The organism is Paraburkholderia largidicola (assembly GCF_013426895.1).
GTDB lineage: Bacteria > Pseudomonadota > Gammaproteobacteria > Burkholderiales > Burkholderiaceae > Paraburkholderia > Paraburkholderia largidicola.
Map to the genome: position 1 here is coordinate 2,925,408 of NZ_AP023174.1, position 13,086 is coordinate 2,938,493.

Consider the following 13,086-nt stretch of genomic DNA (forward strand, 5'->3'; position numbering starts at 1 on the left):
CTTCGCGCGCGCATGCGGCGAGGCGTCGGGCAAATGGACGCCGCTGCATCGCCATGCACCGTTCGACACAAGCATTCGAAAGCCTTCAACGGGCCATCCCCGCCCCGCCGATTCATGGACGACGACAACGCCGCTTCACTCGATATCTGGCTCGTGCGCGTGCTGCGCACGCTGCTCGTCGAGCGCAGCGTCACGCAGACCGCGTTGCGGCTCAACCAGACACAGCCGGCCATCAGCACTGCGCTGCGCAAGCTGCGCGAAACCCTGAACGACCCGATTCTCGTGCGCGGCAAGTCGGGCATGGTGCCGACTGAATACGGCGAATCGCTGCTCGCGTCCGTGCAGAAAGTATTGCGCGACGTCGATTTCGTCGCGACGCCGCACGGCGACTTCGATCCGGCTCGCTCGCGCCGCACGTTCCGCATCGCCGCGCCCGACTATCTGAACGACTTCTTCATGCCGACCGTGATCGCGCAATTCCGCGAGGCGGCGCCGCATGCGCGGCTCGAGATCGAATCGCTCGGGCCACTGCTCGATCATGCATCCGCGCTCGATGCCGGCGAACTCGATCTGGTGATCGGCAACTGGCCGAAGCCGGACGCGCGATTCGAGCGCAGCGACCTGTTCTCCGATACCGTCGTGTGCATGATGCGCGCCGATCATCCGCTCGCGAAGGCGCCGCTCACGCGCGACGCCTATCTCGCCGCGCCGCATCTTGCGCCCGCTCATTACAGCGGCGCGCGCGGCGGCGCAATCGATACGGGCTTCGCGCGCGCGCATGCGGCTCGCCGCATCGTCGCGACACTTCCGTACTTCGGACTCGTGCCGCACGTGCTACTGCAATCGGATCTCATCTTCACGACGACGCGCCGCTTCGCGCTGCATTATGCGGAGATGCTGCCGTTGGCCGTCATCGATGTGCCGATTCCGTTTCCGCGCATCAAGTGCTATCAGATGTGGCATCCACAGCCGGACCGGCCTGGCGATATCGAATGGTTGCGCGGCTTGATGGCGCAGGTGTCGGAGATGCTGGTGGCGAAGAAGGCAAGGCGCGCGCGGGGAACGGCGAAGGAATTGAAAGGGGAGAAAAAAACGGACGCCGCGAGTCACCCCGCTGCGCCCGTTGGAGGAATCAGTCAGTGAATCAGGCGTCGACGCAATCCGCTTCCTGAACCGACGCAAAATCAGCCAGCGAAATCTGCTGCGACCTCACCTGCAACAGCTCCGCGCATACCGCCACCGCAATCGAAGTCGGCGCCTTGTCGACGATGCCCGGCACACCAATCGGACACGTCATCTCGAACAGCCGCTGTGGATCGACACCGCGATCCAGCAAACGCCGCTCGAACTTCACGCGCTTCGTCTTCGAGCCGATCATCCCGAAGTACGCAAAATCGCGCCGCCGCATGATGCGCTCCGTCAGCGTGAAATCCAGCGCGTGGTTGTGCGTCATCACGAGAAAGAACGCGCCTGCAGGCGCTTCGTCGACGACGGCATCGGGCGTGTCCGTCGCTTCGATCTGCACGTTCGCGGGCACTTCGTCGGGGAACAGTTCGTCGCGTTCGTCGACCCATTGCACGACGCACGGCAGCCGGCCAAGCAGCGCGACGAGCGCATGGCCGACATGGCCCGCGCCGAACAGCACGACGTGCATCGGCGGCGGCAACTGCGTCGCGTGACCGCTGCGCCGGCCAATCTGAACCGGCATCTGCGCGAAAGTCGGAACGTGCATCATGACGAACGCCCTCTTCTAAAGTTTAGTGTCCAGCGGCGCGAACGGCACGAACGGCCTTGAGGATTTCCTCGCCGGTTGCGGGCGCGTTCAGCGGCGGGTTCACCTTGTAATCGCCGACAGCGGCAACAGCGTCGCGAATCGCGAAGAACACCGAGAACGGCAGCAACAACGGCGGCTCGCCCGTCGCCTTCGAACGGTGAATGCTGTCCTCCGCGTTGCGGTTCTTGAAGAGCCGCACGCGGAAATCGGGCGGCGTATCGTTGACGGTCGGAATCTTGTAGGTGGATGGCGCGTGCGTCATCAGCTTGCCGCCCGCGTTCCACCACAACTCTTCCGTCGTCAGCCAGCCCATGCCCTGAATGAAGCCGCCTTCGACCTGACCGACATCGATGGCAGGGTTCAGCGACGCGCCGACGTCGTGCAACGCATCGGCGCGCAGCACGCGCATTTCGCCCGTCAGCGTGTCGATCACGACTTCCGACACAGCCGCGCCATACGAGTAATAGAAGAACGGCCGGCCTTGCAGCTTCGCCTGATCCCAGTAGAGCTTCGGCGTCGCGTAGAAGCCATCGGACCACAACTGCACGCGCGCGAGATACGCCTTCGCGATCACTTCTTCGAACGGCACGATGGCTTCGCCGACCAGCACGCAGTCGCCCGCGAAACGCACCTGCGCCGACGTCACATCGCCCGCGCCGAACTTTTCGGCGGCGAATGCGGCCAGACGCTCGCGCAACTGGCGCGCGGCATCCTGGGCGGCCTTGCCGTTCAGGTCCGAACCCGTCGATGCCGCCGTCGCCGAGGTATTCGCCACCTTCGACGTATCCGTCGCCGTCACACGCACACGGTTGAAGCTCACGCCAAGCTCATGCGCGACGACCTGCGCGACCTTCGTGTTCAAGCCCTGGCCCATTTCCGTGCCGCCGTGATTCACGAGCACCGAGCCATCGGTGTAGATATGAACGAGCGCGCCTGCCTGATTGAAGTGCGTCACGTTGAACGCGATGCCGAACTTGCAAGGCGTGAGCGCGAGGCCTTTCTTCAGCACTTCGTTGTTGCGGTTGAATTCGAGAATCTCCGCGCGGCGACGGCGATAGTCGCTGGTGGCTTCGAGTTCGTCGATCAGTTCGTGAATCACGTTGTCTTCGACGATCTGCCCATACGGCGTCTGATTGCGCTCAGTCTTGCCGTACAGGTTGCGGCGGCGCACGTCGAGCGAATCCTTGCCGAGCGAACGCGCGACATCGTCCATGATGTACTCGATCGCGAACGCGCCCTGCGGACCGCCGAAGCCGCGAAACGCCGTGTTCGACTGGGTGTTCGTCTTGCCGCAGAAACCGTCGATGGCGACGTCCGACAGGAAGTACGCGTTGTCGAAGTGGCACACGGCGCGCGTCATCACGGGGCCGGACAGATCGGCGGAGAACCCGCAGCGCGAAGTCATGTCGACCGTCACACCTTCGATCAGGCCTTCATCGTTATAACCGACGTCGTACGTGTAGTGGAAATCGTGCCGCTTGCCCGTGATCATCATGTCGTCGTCGCGGTCCGGGCGCAGCTTGACCGGGCACAACAGCTTCCACGCCGCGAGCGACGCGCAGCACGCGAACATGCTCGATTGCGATTCCTTGCCGCCGAAACCGCCGCCCATGCGCCGGCACTCGACCAGCACGTTGTGCGAATGCACGCCGAGCATGTGCGAGACGAGGTGCTGCATTTCGGTCGGGTGTTGCGTCGAGCAATACACGAGCATGCCGTCGTCGTCCTTCGGCACCGCGTAGGAAATCTGCCCTTCCAGATAGAACTGCTCCTGGCCGCCGAGCAGTAATTCGCCCGCTTCACGATGTGCCGCGCGTTGCAGCTTCGCAGCGGCATCGCCGCGCGCGAGCTTCATTGGCGGAATCACGCTCTGGTTCGCGGCGCGCGCCTGCTGTGCCGTCAGCACGGCGGGCAGCTCCTCGAATTCGATGTCCGCGCGACGTGCGCCGAGACGCGCGGCATCGTGCGACGTCGCGACGACGATGAACATCGGCTGCCCGACATACTGGACGATGCCATCGGCGAGGATGGGGTCGTCGCCTTTTACGATCGGCGCGCAGTCGTTGTGGCCGGGAATGTCGTCTGCGGTGAACACGGCGACGACGCCGGGCGTCGCGCGCACTTTGTCGAACGACATCGACAGGATCTTCGCGTGCGCTTTCTGAGACGTGCCCAGCGCCGCGTGCAGCGTGCCGGCAAGTTCGGGGATGTCGTCGGTGTAGGTGGCGCGGCCGCTCACGTGCAGATGGGCGGATTCATGCGGACGCGACACGTGGACTTGCGTGAATTCCGCGAGTTCTTTCGCGTCCTTCAGGAACGGTTCGGCTTGCTGGTTCATTCTGTTGGTTCTCCGTTTCCTTTTTGTCCGTCAGGCCGCAGCGCCTGCTGCCAATACCGCGCGCACATCGAGCGCGCTCTTTTGCAGCGGATTGTTCGGGCGCGTTTCGAGCCAGAAGCGGTACAGCGTGTTCGTTGCGGCTTCGAGGCGATAGTCACTGGTCGCGCGCATATCGCTGAGCGGCTGATAGTCCTTTGCGAGCGCGAGCATCGCGATCTGCGCGGTCGCTTCGTGCCATTCGTTGTCGGCGAGCGCGGCTTCGGCGTGCGTCGCGCGCTTCGGCGTCGCGGCCATGCCGCCGAACGCAATGCGCGGTTCGCGGATCGTCTCGCCATCGGCGATGAACGAGAACGCGGCGCACACGGCGGAAATATCCGAGTCGAAGCGCTTCGAAATCTTGTACGTGCGGAACTGGAAGTGCTTGCGCGCCTCGTTGCGCGCGGGCACCTTCAGACCGACGACGAACTCGTGTTCGGCCATATCCTTCTTCTGATACGCGAGGTACAGGTCTTCCAGCGCCAGTTCGCGTTCGATCTCGCCGCCGCGCAGCACGACACGCGCGCCCAGCGCGATCAGGCCCGGCATCGAGTCGCCGATGGGCGAACCGTTCGCGACATTGCCGCCGATCGTGCCCGCGTTGCGAATCGGCAGCGACGCGAAGCGCTGCCACATCTCGGTGAGTTCGGGGTACTGCTTCGCCAGCTCGGCATACGCGCGCTCGACCGTGACGCCCGCACCGATCTCGATCCAGTCCGCCGTCACGTTGATCTTCTGCAATTCCGCGATCTGGCCGACGTACACGATATGGCCGAGGTCGCGCATCATCTTCGTGACCCACAGGCCGATGTCGGTGCTGCCGGCGAGAATGCGCGTCGTGGGCGCGTCGGCCTTGATCTTCGCGAGCGCGGCGACGGTGCGCGGCGCATCGAACTGCTGGCCGTTGCGTTCGTAGTGGAAGGTTTCGCCGCGTTCGAGCGTCGCGAGTTTGCTGGCGAGCGCCTTGACGTCGACGGGCGCTTTGGGCGCGGGCAACTCGAACATGCGCTCGGCCGCTTCGATGATCGGACGATAGCCGGTGCAGCGGCACAGGTTGCCCGTCAGCGCGTTGGCGATATCGGCGCGGTCCGGCACGGTTCTGTTCGCGCATGCGTGCTCGTGGCCGTGCTTCTCGTACATCGACCACATCGACATCACGAAGCCCGGCGTGCAGAAACCGCACTGCGAGCCGTGACACTCGACCATCGCCTCCTGCACGGGATGCAGGCTGCCGTCGGGCTGGCGCAGGTCTTCGACCGTGAAGAGCGCCTTGCCGTCGAGGGTCGGCAGAAACTGGATGCACGCGTTGACCGCCTTGAAGCTGACGCCACCCGCGTCGTTGCGCTCGCCGATCACCACCGTGCAGGCGCCGCAGTCGCCTTCCGCGCAGCCTTCCTTGGTGCCCGTGCAGCGCGCGTCTTCGCGCAGGTATTGAAGGACGGTGCGGGTGACGGGTGCGTCGGTGATCTCACGGATCGCGTTGCGATGGTAGAAGCGGATCGGCTGGCTCATGTCTCGTGCTCGTTTCGGTTGTTCGCGTCCGCGTGGGGCGTGCGGACGGTGCGGCTGATGGTTCGAAAAGTAGCATCATCAATATTCGCAACCCATAGGTCCGATCGCATGGAGGACATATAGCTGGAGCGATAAATTGAGACGGGCGCGGACGCGCGGGCTTATATCTCGATGTCCGTTTGTCTGTATTTTTGTCAAATATAGCTATTAAGCGACAAACGATGCCCAAATGAGATGGGGCGAGAAGGCGTCCAGACCTCGAAGAAATTGACGGGAAACCGTCAAAAGCGCCGCCAAGCCCTGTTTCTCGACGAGAAAATTATTAAGCAAACCCTGCAAGTGAATCGGTTCCATGGGAAAATCACGGCTTCCCGCCAAATTCAAGTCTCGTTTTCCCCATGTCCGCCGACTCCGCTACACCGCGCAGCGAATTTGCGACCACTTTGCAGATCATTCCGGTCGTTTTTTTCACCTTTCTTTGTTACCTGACGATCGGTATTCCGCTCGCGGTGCTGCCGGGCTACGTCCATGACGACCTTGGCTACAGCGCCGTGATCGCGGGCCTGGCGATCAGCGTGCAGTACTTCGCGACGCTCGCGTCGCGTCCGCTGGCCGGCCGTTCGGCGGATACGCTTGGACCGAAGAAGACGGTGACGATCGGCCTGATCGGTTGCGGGGTGAGCGGTGTGCTGTTGCTGCTGGCCGTGCTGCTTGGCCGGTGGCCGACGCTGAGTCTGAGTCTGCTGGTGCTGAGCCGGCTTGTACTGGGCTTTGGCGAAAGCCTGTGCGGCACGGGCGCGATCTTGTGGGGCATCGGGCGGGTCGGCACGACGAACAATGCGCGCGTGATCTCGTGGAACGGCATCGCGACGTATGGCGCGCTCGCGATTGGGGCGCCGCTGGGCGTCGCGATCGCGCATAGCGTGGGGTTTTTCGCGCTGGGTGTGGTGGTGATTGCGCTTGCGGCGACGGGTTTCTATCTCGCGCGCCTGATTGCGGCTGTGCCCGTTGTGCATGGTGAGCGGATGTCGTATCGCAGCGTGTTCACTCGTGTGCTGCCGCACGGGATTGGGCTGGCGCTTGGGTCGGCTGGGTTTGGGTCTATCGCGACGTTCATCACGTTGTTTTATGCGGCCAATCACTGGCCGAATGCGGCTTTGTCGCTGACCGTGTTTGGCACGCTGTTCATCGGCGCGCGCTTGCTGTTTGCTAATACGATCAAGACGTATGGTGGTTTTCGGGTTGCGATTGCTTCGTTCTCTTTTGAGTGCGTCGGGCTGTTGTTGCTGTGGCTCGCGCCGGAGCCGCATATCGCGCTTGCGGGTGCTGCGTTGACCGGGTTCGGTTTTGCTTTGGTCTTTCCGGCGCTCGGCGTCGAGGCGGTTGGGCTCGTGCCGCCTGCTAGCCGAGGTGCGGCGTTGTCGGCTTATTCGGTTTTTCTCGATCTGTCGTTGGGGATTACGGGGCCGCTGGCCGGGTATATCGCCGGTGAGTTTGGATATGGGTCCGTGTTTCTGTTTGCGGCTGTTGCCGCCGCGGCGGCTGTAGCGCTGTCTACGATGCTTTATTTGCGCAATGCGCGGACGCCTAACGCGCCTGCGGCGGCTTGAGGTTGGGGTTAGGTTTTCTGCTGCGCAGGCTTTGATGTTGCCGTGTGCGCTTTTGCGCTGGCATCTGTTAGCTCGTTTCACGCGTTGGCCCGTGCGGTTTGCTCGACTTTGCGCTGGCATCCGCGTTTTGCTTCTGGTTCGCATGCGTTGCCCCTGTGCGGGGCGGCACCTACTTTTCTTTGCCGCCGCAAAGAAAAGTAGGCAAAAGAAAGCGGCTCACACCGCCAGCCCGTGTATTTGCCTGAGGGCCCTCAAAGGGTCTTACACTCCACACGGCAATCACGTCATACATGCTCGTTGCCAGCGCTCTTGCGACGCGCCTCACCCGCTTTGCGCTCCCACGTTACAGCATGTCGCGCCAGACAGTCCGCCGCCGCCCAGGTGGCAAACTGTGTGTCGGCCCGAGTGCTCCACACGCCTCACTTCGGACCGATAGCACACGCGTCCCACCTGTAAGAGCGCTAACTTATCCGTCGCGACAACCTACACACAGTTTGCCACCTGGGCGGCATCGACCATTCGTTGCCGCTTGCCTTGTTGCGGAAGTCTGACGCGGGTGATGAGCACATTCAAAGCGCTGGCAACGCACGCGAACAGGGAAGTTGCCGTGTGAAGGATGGGGACGTTGGGGGCCCGTGGATAGGAACACGTGCTGGCGGTGTGAGCCGCTTTCTTTTGCCTACTTTTCTTTGCGGCGGCAAAGAAAAGTAGGTGCCGCCCCGCACAGGGGCAACGCTAGCAAACCAGAAGCAAAACGCGGATGCCAGCGCAAGAGCCAAACCCACCGAACGGCAACACATGAACCACGAAGGCAAATAGACGGATGCCACCGCAAACCAAACCCAAAGCAAAAGCAAAAGCAAAAGCAAAAGCAAAAGCAAACCACCCTGCAGTCGCAGACACCCCGCCTCAATCCCTCCCAGCCAGCGCTCGCTCAAGCGCCGCCACGCCAGCCGGCAAATCCACCCCAACCCCAAGCTCAACCATCGTCCGCCCAAACGCGTGCAGCGTACGAAACAGATTATGAGCGCGAGCCTGCTCGCCCATCTGCCCGATCCGCACAATAGGCAACCCAAAAGAACCAGAAATCTCAACCTGATGAAACCGCGAGATATGCGCGCAAATATCAGCGGGAGTAAGGCCGGAAGACTTCTGCCCAGCGGGCACCTCGATTCCCACCACAGAGTTCAGCCGGCACTCTGCCGGCGCATACAACTCCAACCCCATGGCACTAACGCCAGCCTGCAACGCCAGCGAGCACTTCAAATGCCGCGCAAACCGCTTCTCCAGCGTCTCCGCGCAAACCAGCCGCAACGCCTCGTGCAAAGCCAGCACGCCGGAAACAGGCGCCGTATAGTGATACCCCGCGTTGTGCCAGAAATTCTCCGCCAGCGACGCATCCAGACACCAATGCGCACTCGCATGCGGACGTCCCTTCACCCGCTCCCAAGCCGCATCCGAAAACGCGATCAGCGAAACACCCGGAATTGACGACAACCCCTTCTGCCCACCCGTAATCACGGCATCGATGCCCCACGCGTCCATATCGAGCGGCATCGTCGACAGCGTGCAGACGGCATCGACGACAACCAGCGCGCCCGCCTGCTTCGCCAGCGCCGCAATGTCCTTCAGGTGATAGTTCCAGACCGTGTTCGACGTCTCGCCCTGCACGATCGTCACGATCTCCGGACGCGTGCGCCGGATCGCTTCCTCGACCTGCTCGAGCGTCGCGACCGCACGGTCGCCAACCTCCAGCAGCGAGACCTCGGCGCCGACGCGCCGCCCCATCTCCGCCATCCGCGCGCTGAAAAAACCGTTCTTGATGCTCAGCACCCGCGTACCCTGCCAGGCGAGATTGGAGATCGCCATTTCCATCGCCGCCGAGCCCGGTCCCGCCACGCCCAGCACCCACTTCGAGTTGGTCTGGAACACGTAGCGCGCCATCGTCTGCACCTGTCCGACCACCTTGGCCATCGTGTTGCCCAGATGGTTGATGACGATCGCATTGGCCTTCGCGACGGCGGCGGGAATCGGCACCGGGCCGGCGCCCATCATCAGGAGTGGCTCTTCGGGAAGAATCGCGTCGAGCGATTCGACTTCAGGACAGGGAACGACGTTGGACGTTGTAATGGTCATGATCGGAACGCATGGAACGGGGAACAGGAACAGGAAAACGGCCCGCTGCGCGCAGCAACACCTGCGGGCGGCGGGCCGTCTTTCGATCATTCACCCATATGTCCGATTGCGCAAGAGATGCATCCCGGTCTTTGCCTGCCGGATTGTCACTTGACCTCTTTGCGTTGAATGTTTTTGCCCGTCTCCTTGTTGTAGCGCTCGACGTATTCATCCGTGAGCTTGCGGATCGCGCGTCCAATCTTGCGATAGTCGGACTCGTTGAGATTCGCGAGCGACACGCGCCCCGAAGGATGCTTCGTGCCGAAGCCCATGCCCGGCAGCAACACGACCCGCGCATCGCTCGCCAGGCGGAACAGCAGCTCCGACGCCTCGGTGTGCTTGAGCAGCCAGTCGACGAACTCGCGGCCATATGCACGCTCGCCGAAGTACTCCATGTCGATGATCGAGTAGTAGTCGACCTGGTTCGCGTCCTTCTCGTCGAACGCAATGCCGATCTCTTCGTAGAGCGCGCGCTTGCGGCTGCGGATCAGGCGTTTGAGCGCATCCTTGTACGCATCCGGCGTATCCATCAGCGAGAACAGCGAGAAGAGCACCATCTGCACCTGTTGCGGCGTCGACAGGCCGGCCGTGTGATTCAGCGCGACCGTGCGGCTGTCCGCGACCAGCCGGTCGATGAACTTCAGCTTGTCCGGCTCGGTCGTGATCGACTCGTAACGATGATGCAGGATCTTCTTGACGTCCTTCGGCAACTCGGCAATCAGCTTGTCGAGAATGTTGTCCTTGTGCGTCGCGATCGTGCCGAGCCGCCAGCCCGTCGCGCCGAAATACTTCGAGTACGAGTACACGAGAATCGTGTTCTTCGGCGCGAGCGCGAACAGCGACACGAAGTCGTCGGCGAAGGTGCCGTACACATCGTCCGTCAGCAGGATCAGGTCGGGGCGCTCCTTGACGATGTCCGCGATGTATTCGAGGCTTTCGTCGCTGATCTTCACGGACGGCGGATTGCTCGGGTTCACGAGGAAGAACGCCTTCACCTTCGGATCGCGCAGCTTGTCCAGTTCGGCCTTCGAGTACTGCCAGTTGTTCTCGACATCGGCATCCAGATTGACGACGTTCAGCTCGTAGTCGTTGAGCGTCGGAATCTCGATGTATGGCGTGAAGATCGGACGGCCGAGCGCGATGGTGTCGCCCGCCTTGATCAGATGGTTCTGCTTCATCGTGTTGAAGATGTACGTCATCGCGGCCGTGCCGCCTTCCACGGCGAAGATGTCGAACTCGCCGACGAACGGATACTTGCCGATCATCTCGCGCCGCAGATACTGCCCAACGATCACTTCCGACAGCTTCAGCATCCGGTCCGGCACGGGGTAGTTCGACGCGAGAATGCCTTCGCACATCTCATAGAGGAAATCGGTGCCCGACAGACCCAGCTGATCGCGCACATACGACACGGCGCCCGCAAGGAACGCAATGCCCGGCACGCCCTTGTTCTCGCGCAGGAACAGTTCGAAGCGCTCGGTCAGTCCCTCGCGCTTCGGAAAGCCGCCGACGCCCTCGGGCATATACGCGAACGAGCGCTCTGACTCGCGCATCGCGAACAGACCGAGTTGCCAGAAGCCGTGGCGCGGAATCGTCGCGAGAAAGTTCGGGTTGCCGCGGCCGGCGTTCAGCATCGAGGCGTTCGCCGGGCGCTCGACAGCGCCGCCGCCTGCCGCCTTGATCAACTCGTCTTTCAGTTCGAACGGGCTGAGCGCCTGCAACGCTGCCTGATCCTTGCCCTTGTTGTCCTTTGCCATGATGCGTTCTCCAGTAAAAGGGGAAATGCGCCGGCGCGTTGCGGGCAATGGCCCGTCCCGGGCGCCGGCTACTTTCCTGACAATCGGTTCCGCCGACGGCGCGCCCGTGCCGTCGGCGCACGCGTTCAGACCAGCCCGACGACGAGCGGTCCCAGCAACGTCAGCAGCACGTTCGCTATCGCATACGTGATCGCGAACGGTACGGTCGGCACCGCGCTTTCGGCCTTGTCTAGCACGCCGCCGAACGCCGGGTTCGCACTGCGCGAGCCGGACAGCGCGCCCGCCAGAATTGCCGCGTTGTCGTAGCGCAGCACGTAGCGGCCGAACAGCATCGTCAGCAGCAGCGGGACCAGCGTCACGACCACGCCGAGCAGGAAGATCGTGACGCCGAGTTGCTTGATCGTCGTCACGGCCTGCAGCCCGGAGTTCAGCCCGACCACCGACACGAACGCGGCCAGCCCGAAGTCCTGCAACAGCCTCGATGCGGCGGGCGGCATGACGCCGTACATCGGATGCTTGCCGCGCATCCAGCCGAACACCAGACCCGCGAGCAGGCAGCCGCCGCCCGAACCGAGCGTGAGCGGGACGCCGCCGATATTGACCACGACCAGGCCGATCAGCAGGCCGATCACCATGCCGATGCCCATGTAGATGAAATCGGTCTTGATCGAGTACGGCAGCTCGTAGCCCGTCGCCGCAACCGCGCGCTTCGTATCCTTCGCGGAGCCGAAGTAGGTCAGCACGTCGCCATGTTCGAGCTTCGTTTCCGGCAGGATCGGCACCGGCTGGCCGACGCGCGTGATGCTTTCGAGAAACACGCCGTGGCGCAGATCGCGGTCGACGGTTTCGCGCACTTTCTGGATCGTCGTGTGGTTCAGGCCTTTTGCCGTGAACACGGCCTGGCGCGTCTGCATGACGGCGCTGACGTCGGTGACATCCGAGATTTCGGTGCCGATCCTCGGCGCGACGGGCACCATGCCCTCGCGCCGCCCGACGACGAGCACGATGTCGTCCGCCGCGAGCACGACGTTCGGTCCCGGCTCGATCTCCTTGCCGGCGCGCCGGATTTTTTCGATCGACACGAAGTCCTGCGCGGCCATTTCGATCTCGGACACCTTGCGCCCCGCCGCCGGCCCGACCTTGAACGCGCGTCCGACCAGTTCGGGCAGCGCCGCCAGTTGTCCCGGCGCGCGCGATGGCGTGCCGCCCGCGAGCTTCGCCTCGGCGTCGAGCGCGGCTGAGCGCAGGTCGCGGCCCATGAACTTCGGCAGGATGTTCACGCATACGATGATCGCGCCGAGCGAGCCGAACACGTACGTCACCGCGTACGCAATCGCGACGTCCGACTGCAGCGACTTCACCTCGTCGGCGGGCAGGCCGAGACGCGCGATCGCGTCGCCCGCCGTACCGATGATCGCCGACTGCGTGAGTGCGCCGCCCGCGAGCCCCGCCGCCAGCCCCTTGTTCAGATGGAAAATCTTCGCGCAGATGAGGACGGTGATCAGCGCCGAAATGGCGAGGAACAGCGCCATCGCGATCTCGCGCAAGGTCTTGCGGTTCAGCGAGTTGAAGAAGCCCGGCCCCGAGTCGTAGCCCACCGCGTAGATGAAGACCGCGAACATCACGGCTTTCACGCCGTTGTCGATCGACACGCCCGCCTGGCTGATCACGACGGCCGCCAGCAGCGAGCCGCCGACGCCGCCCAGTTGAAACTTGCCGAAGTTGATCTGGCCGATGAAGTACCCCACGGCCAGCGACAGGAACAGCGCTATTTCTGGTGACTTGTGAAAGATGCTGTGTATCAGGTCCATCGTGCCCTCTCAGAGAAAACGCACGCGGGCGCCCCGCGCGAAACGCAGCAGACGACGTGGCACTACCGTCCGC

8 protein-coding genes are annotated in these 13,086 nt (G+C 63.0%); 2 read left to right on the forward strand and 6 right to left on the reverse strand.

Annotated elements, in window-relative coordinates; genetic code table 11:
- Window positions 1-114 precede the first annotated feature (114 nt).
- Window positions 115-1,143 (forward strand): LysR substrate-binding domain-containing protein, encoded by a 1,029-nt coding sequence (locus tag PPGU16_RS12975; RefSeq protein WP_180720345.1) that lies wholly within the window; start codon window positions 115-117, stop codon window positions 1,141-1,143.
- Window position 1,144: 1 nt separating this feature from the next.
- On the opposite strand, the gene xdhC is transcribed toward PPGU16_RS12975, so the two are convergent.
- Genes xdhC through xdhA form a run of 3 tightly spaced genes read right to left on the reverse strand, consistent with a single transcriptional unit; the run spans window position 1,145 to window position 5,660 of the window.
- On the reverse strand, window positions 1,145-1,735 hold the full coding sequence (gene xdhC, locus PPGU16_RS12980) for a xanthine dehydrogenase accessory protein XdhC (protein WP_180720346.1): 591 nt from the start codon (window positions 1,733-1,735) through the stop codon (window positions 1,145-1,147).
- Window positions 1,736-1,757: 22 nt separating this feature from the next.
- Entirely contained in the window at window positions 1,758-4,112 is a 2,355-nt protein-coding gene (xdhB, locus tag PPGU16_RS12985; protein ID WP_180720347.1) for a xanthine dehydrogenase molybdopterin binding subunit, read from the reverse strand.
- 30 nt (window positions 4,113-4,142) lie between these two features.
- Window positions 4,143-5,660 (reverse strand): xanthine dehydrogenase small subunit, encoded by a 1,518-nt coding sequence (gene xdhA / locus PPGU16_RS12990; RefSeq protein WP_180720348.1) that lies wholly within the window; start codon window positions 5,658-5,660, stop codon window positions 4,143-4,145.
- Window positions 5,661-6,058: 398 nt separating this feature from the next.
- On the opposite strand from xdhA, the gene PPGU16_RS12995 reads away from it, so the two are divergent.
- Entirely contained in the window at window positions 6,059-7,270 is a 1,212-nt protein-coding gene (locus PPGU16_RS12995; protein ID WP_180720349.1) for an MFS transporter, read from the forward strand.
- 909 nt (window positions 7,271-8,179) lie between these two features.
- Here PPGU16_RS12995 and PPGU16_RS13000 read toward each other — a convergent pair.
- The 3 genes from PPGU16_RS13000 to aspT all read right to left on the reverse strand — a co-directional run bounded on the left by PPGU16_RS13000 (window position 8,180) and on the right by aspT (window position 13,013).
- Window positions 8,180-9,406 carry a pyridoxal-phosphate-dependent aminotransferase family protein gene (locus tag PPGU16_RS13000; protein ID WP_180720350.1) on the reverse strand — a complete coding sequence of 409 codons (1,227 nt, stop codon included), beginning with the start codon at window positions 9,404-9,406 and terminating at the stop codon, window positions 8,180-8,182.
- Between the two features lie 146 nt (window positions 9,407-9,552).
- Window positions 9,553-11,202, reverse strand: a complete 1,650-nt coding sequence (locus PPGU16_RS13005) for a bifunctional aspartate transaminase/aspartate 4-decarboxylase (protein ID WP_180720351.1) — start codon at window positions 11,200-11,202, stop codon at window positions 9,553-9,555.
- A gap of 125 nt (window positions 11,203-11,327) precedes the next feature.
- Window positions 11,328-13,013: an aspartate-alanine antiporter gene (gene aspT / locus PPGU16_RS13010; protein ID WP_180720352.1), complete on the reverse strand. Its 1,686-nt coding sequence runs from the start codon at window positions 13,011-13,013 to the stop codon at window positions 11,328-11,330.
- Window positions 13,014-13,086: the final 73 nt, after the last annotated feature.

Bases quoted from the DNA above. Each gene is read 5' to 3' on its own strand.
- xdhA (WP_180720348.1), bottom strand. From the start codon at position 5,660: ATGAGCCAGCCGATCCGCTTCTACCATCGCAACGCGATCCGTGAGATC.
- PPGU16_RS12975 (WP_180720345.1), top strand. From the start codon at position 115: ATGGACGACGACAACGCCGCTTCACTCGATATCTGGCTCGTGCGCGTG.
- PPGU16_RS13005 (WP_180720351.1), bottom strand. From the start codon at position 11,202: ATGGCAAAGGACAACAAGGGCAAGGATCAGGCAGCGTTGCAGGCGCTC.
- PPGU16_RS13000 (WP_180720350.1), bottom strand. From the start codon at position 9,406: ATGACCATTACAACGTCCAACGTCGTTCCCTGTCCTGAAGTCGAATCG.
- PPGU16_RS12995 (WP_180720349.1), top strand. From the start codon at position 6,059: ATGTCCGCCGACTCCGCTACACCGCGCAGCGAATTTGCGACCACTTTG.
- aspT (WP_180720352.1), bottom strand. From the start codon at position 13,013: ATGGACCTGATACACAGCATCTTTCACAAGTCACCAGAAATAGCGCTG.
- xdhC (WP_180720346.1), bottom strand. From the start codon at position 1,735: ATGATGCACGTTCCGACTTTCGCGCAGATGCCGGTTCAGATTGGCCGG.
- xdhB (WP_180720347.1), bottom strand. From the start codon at position 4,112: ATGAACCAGCAAGCCGAACCGTTCCTGAAGGACGCGAAAGAACTCGCG.